The organism is Kineococcus siccus (assembly GCF_009906795.1).
In the GTDB taxonomy this organism is placed as follows: Bacteria; Actinomycetota; Actinomycetes; order Actinomycetales; family Kineococcaceae; genus Kineococcus; species Kineococcus siccus.
In genome coordinates this window covers 1-4,158 of sequence record NZ_JAAALN010000289.1, presented here as the reverse complement: position 1 = coordinate 4,158, position 4,158 = coordinate 1, and the positions used below count along the sequence as shown (strand labels likewise).

4 protein-coding genes are annotated in these 4,158 nt (G+C 74.1%); 2 read left to right on the top strand and 2 right to left on the bottom strand.

The annotated features are described in order from the left end of the window. Nucleotides 1–26: 26 nt before the first annotated feature. The gene (locus tag GTR02_RS20225; RefSeq protein WP_166609279.1) at nucleotides 27–1,010 is read right to left on the bottom strand and encodes an ROK family glucokinase; all 984 of its coding nucleotides are present in this window, start codon (nucleotides 1,008–1,010) and stop codon (nucleotides 27–29) included. 126 nt (nucleotides 1,011–1,136) lie between these two features. Further along, the gene (locus tag GTR02_RS20220) at nucleotides 1,137–1,607 is read right to left on the bottom strand and encodes a hypothetical protein (RefSeq protein WP_166609278.1); all 471 of its coding nucleotides are present in this window, start codon (nucleotides 1,605–1,607) and stop codon (nucleotides 1,137–1,139) included. A gap of 308 nt (nucleotides 1,608–1,915) precedes the next feature. Between GTR02_RS20220 and GTR02_RS20215 the strand changes: the two genes are divergently transcribed. Together GTR02_RS20215 and GTR02_RS20210 are read left to right on the top strand one after the other, a co-directional pair. Next, on the top strand, nucleotides 1,916–3,187 hold the full coding sequence (locus GTR02_RS20215; protein ID WP_166609277.1) for a sugar ABC transporter substrate-binding protein: 1,272 nt from the start codon (nucleotides 1,916–1,918) through the stop codon (nucleotides 3,185–3,187). A gap of 5 nt (nucleotides 3,188–3,192) precedes the next feature. After that, complete coding sequence (locus GTR02_RS20210; protein ID WP_166609280.1) at nucleotides 3,193–4,119, top strand: carbohydrate ABC transporter permease; 927 nt, start codon at nucleotides 3,193–3,195, stop codon at nucleotides 4,117–4,119. Nucleotides 4,120–4,158 lie beyond the last annotated feature (39 nt).

Genomic DNA, 4,158 nt, shown 5'->3' with positions numbered 1-4,158 from the left:
GGCGTGCCGCGGGTGGGGCGGGCCGCTCAGACGGTGCGGGCCAGGTCGGCCGCGCCGATGGTCCCGGCGTCGTTGCCGCGCCGGGCGGAGCGCAGCGGGGGCGGCGTGCGGTGGGTGCGGCCCGCCAGGTGCGTCGCGAGGCTCGAGCGGGCCGGCGCAAGCAGCATCTCCCCCGCGGAGGACACGCCCCCGCCGATCACGACGACCTCCGGGTCGAGCACGGCGCAGAACGTCGCGACCGCCTCCCCGAGCCAGCGACCGAGCTCCGAGAGCAGCCCGGCGCAGCCGGGGTCGCCCGTGGCCGCGAGGCGGGTGATCATCGGGCCGTCGACGGCGTCGAGGTCCCCGCCCGCCGCGGCGAGCAGCGCGGCGCCCCGCGGGTCGCCCGAGCGCAGCAGGTCGCGGCCCTCGCGCACGAGCGCGTTGCCGGAGACGTACTGCTCCCAGCAGCCGCGGTTGCCGCAGCCGCAGGCCCGGCCGTCCGGGACGGCGCGCGCGTGCCCGACCTCCGCGGCCGCGCCGGCCGCACCCCGCTGCAGCTGACCGCCCGCGATGATGCCGCCGCCCAGGCCGGTGCCCAGCGTGAGCAGCAGCAGGTCGTCGACGGCGGCGCCGTGCTCGTCGAGGCCGCCGCCGAAGCGGAACTCCCCCCACGCCGCGGCGTTGGCGTCGTTCTCCACGACGACCCGGCGGTGCAGCCGGTCCTCCAGGCGCGCCCGCAGGGGCTCGTCGCGCCACGCGAGGTTGGGCGCGAAGACCACCGTGGAGCGGGCGGCGTCGACGAACCCCGCGGCGGCCACGCCGACGGGCCCGAAGGTGTGGGTGGTGGCGAGCTCGGCGACCGCGTCGGCGACGGCGTCGGCGATCGCGGCGGGCTCGGTGGCGGGGGTCTCGCGGCGCGTGCTGGCGACGATCTCGCCCCGGTGGTCCACCACCCCCGCGGCGATCTTCGTGCCGCCGATGTCGACGCCGACGGCGTTCTCGGCGGGGGTGTCGGTGTGCTGGGCCATGCGAGCTCTGGAACCCCCTGGTGCGGACCTGCGGCGGACGGTCGACCGGCCCGGGCCGAGACCGCCCACCGGATCACCGGGCTCCGCTGCCTCGGAGCACCTCGCGCAGGCTACCCGGCGCCCGCGTCAGCCGAGGATCGCGCCCAGGACCGTCATGAGGAGCAGCAGCAGGGCCGTGAGCACGATCCCGCCGCCCGCGGCCAGGAGCACCTTCGCCTGCGGGCCGGCCGGGCCGCGGACCGGGGACGCCGCGCTCGCGCCCGCGAGCTCCGCGAGCATGGCCTCCACGAGCGCTGCGTCGAGGGGGGCGTCGAGCGGGGCGTCGAGGGCGGCGTCGTCCGCGGCGTCCGGCGCCGCGGTGGTCGCGACCGCGGGTCCTGGGAGGGCCGGGGCAGCGGGACCGGGCCCGGCGGACGTCGGCTCGGCGGGCGGGCCCGCGGGGCCGGCGGGCGCCTCCTCGGAGCGCAGGGCGGCGTGGCACAGCGAGCACCACAGCTCGCGGGGGCCGACGCGGCTCCCGCACGACGGGCAGCGCTCGACGACGACCGTGCTGGCGCGGTGCCGGCCGAGGGCCGCCCGGGCGTGCGTGTTCTCCATCGGTCTGCACCTCCTCCGCACCCCTTCGGCGTCCCGGCGCCGCGGCTTGAGCCCCCGCGGGGGTCCTCCCGTCCGGTCCCGGGACACGGTTCGGGCACGGCCCGGACGCGGGACGGCGCAGACGTTGACAGCGCGCAGCCGCGCTGGTTCCCTGGTCCCCAGGAGTCATCGAAGCGTATCGACGATGGTCGTCGATGCGCCTCGACGGGGCCGGAGCCCCGCTCCTCCCCCACCACCCGCGAGCCTGTCGGGCTCGCGTCTCCTCGTCCGGACGACGGTCGTCGCACCGTCGCAGAAGGGATCAGGCAATGGCGCCCCAGACCACCTCCTCCACCCCCACCACGCCGGCGCGGCCGCTCGGCCGCCGGCCGCTGCTGGCGGCGGCCCTGGCGAGCCCGCTGGCCGTCTCCGCGTGCGGCGGGAGCGAGACCGGGTCCGCCGGCGGGGCGGTCACGCAGGTCACCGCGCTGGACTACTACCAGGACGAACCCGGACGCACCGACTGGACCAACCGGCTCACGGCCGCGGGCAAGGCCGCCGGGGTCACGGTCGACCACCAGAGCGTCAAGGGCGACACCCTCATCGCGAAAGTCCTGCAGCAGTCGTCCGCGAAGACGCTGCCCGACCTGCTGATGCTGGACAACCCCGACCTGCAGGAGATCGCCAGCTCGGGGATCCTCACGCCGCTGTCGGACTACGGCATCGACACCGCCGGGTACGCGCAGGGGATCCTCGACACGGGGACCTACGAGGGCAAGGTCTACGGCCTGGCGCCCACCGTGAACACCATCTCGCTGTTCTTCAACACCGACGTCCTCACGGCCGCCGGGGTCGCCCCGCCCACGACGTGGGACGAGCTCAAGACGGCCGCCGCGACGCTGACGAAGGGCGAGCAGTACGGGTTCGCCTTCGACGCGAACGCCACCTACGAGGGCACCTGGCAGTTCCTGCCGTTCTTCTGGTCCGCGGGCGGGGACCTCGAGAAGCTCGACGCGGCCGAGGGCGTCGAGGCGCTGCAGCTGTGGGTCGACCTCGTCGAGGCCGGTTCGGTGTCGAAGTCGGTCGTGAACTGGGACCAGTCCGACGTGATGGAGCAGTTCGCCGCCGGCAAGGCCGCGATGATGGTCAACGGCCCGTGGCAGATCCCCACGCTGAAGGAGAAGTACGCCGACGTGAAGTGGGACGTCGTGAAGATCCCGGTGCCGAAGGCCGGCGACGAGTCGATCGCCCCCCTCGGCGGCGAGGTGTGGACGGTCCCGCTGACGACGCCCGAGCGCCAGGCCAAGGCGGGCGAGATGCTCAAGACGCTGCTGGAGCCGGCGTCGATGCTGGAGATGGCGAAGAAGGACTACAAGATCCCCTCGCTGACCGCCGTCGCGGACGAGTACGCGGGGACCGCCCCGGAGATGGAGATCTTCGCGGAGCAGGTCACCACGGCCCGCTCGCGCACTTCGCAGCTCGGTGACAAGTGGCCCAAGACCGCCGAGGCGATCTACACGGCCATCCAGTCGGCGCTCACCGGTTCCGCGTCCGCCCAGGAGGCCATGTCCACGGCGCAGGAGAGCGCCTCCGCGTCGTGAGCACGCTGGCCGCCCAGGGCGTCCGGCGCGCGCCCGCGCCCCCCGTCGACGACCGGCAGCGGGCGCGGGCCCGGCGGCGCGAGACGCTCGCGAAGTGGTTGTTCGTGGTCCCGGCGGCGCTGTACCTGCTGCTGTTCTTCGGCTACCCCATCGTCAAGAACATCACGATGAGCTTCCAGGAGTACACGACCCGGACGTTCTACACGGGTGAGGCCCCGTGGGTCGGCCTCGCGAACTACGCCGCCGTGCTCGGCGGCGACCTGTTCGGCAAGGCGCTGTGGAACACCGCGCTCTTCACGGTTGGGTCGCTCGCGGGGCAGTTCGTCATCGGCCTGGCGCTGGCGTCGTTCTTCCACCGCTCGTTCCCGCTGAGCGGGTTCCTGCGCTCGCTGCTGCTGCTGCCGTGGCTGCTGCCGCTGGTGGTGTCCGGGACGATGTGGCGCTGGATGCTCGACCAGGACTCCGGCGTCATCAACCGCATCCTCGGCTCCCCCGTGCCGTGGCTGTCCAGCACCACGTTCGCACTGCTCGCGGTGGTCGTCGTCAACATCTGGGTCGGCATCCCGTTCAACACGACGCTGCTGTACGGGGGCCTGAAGGACATCCCGCAGGAGCTCTACGAGGCGTCGTCGCTGGACGGCGCGGGCCCCGTCGCGACGTTCCGGTACATCACCTGGCCGATGCTGCGGCCGGTGGTCGCCGTGACCCTGCTGCTCGGCATCGTCTACACGCTGAAGGTCCTCGACGTCATCCTCGTGCTGACGGGCGGCGGCCCCGCCAACGCGACCCAGACCATCGCGACGCAGTCGTACTTCCTGTCCTTCCAGCAGTTCGAGTTCGGCCGGGGCGCGGCGATGGGCAACGTCCTCATCGTGATCTCGCTGGTGTTCTCCGTCCTCTACCTGCGCGCGAACCGTCGCGCGGCCGCCTGAGGAGGCTCCCGTGACCACCCTCGCCCCCGTCCGGCGCCC

Bases quoted from the DNA above. Each gene is read 5' to 3' on its own strand.
- GTR02_RS20225 (WP_166609279.1), bottom strand. From the start codon at position 1,010: ATGGCCCAGCACACCGACACCCCCGCCGAGAACGCCGTCGGCGTCGAC.
- GTR02_RS20215 (WP_166609277.1), top strand. From the start codon at position 1,916: ATGGCGCCCCAGACCACCTCCTCCACCCCCACCACGCCGGCGCGGCCG.
- GTR02_RS20220 (WP_166609278.1), bottom strand. From the start codon at position 1,607: ATGGAGAACACGCACGCCCGGGCGGCCCTCGGCCGGCACCGCGCCAGC.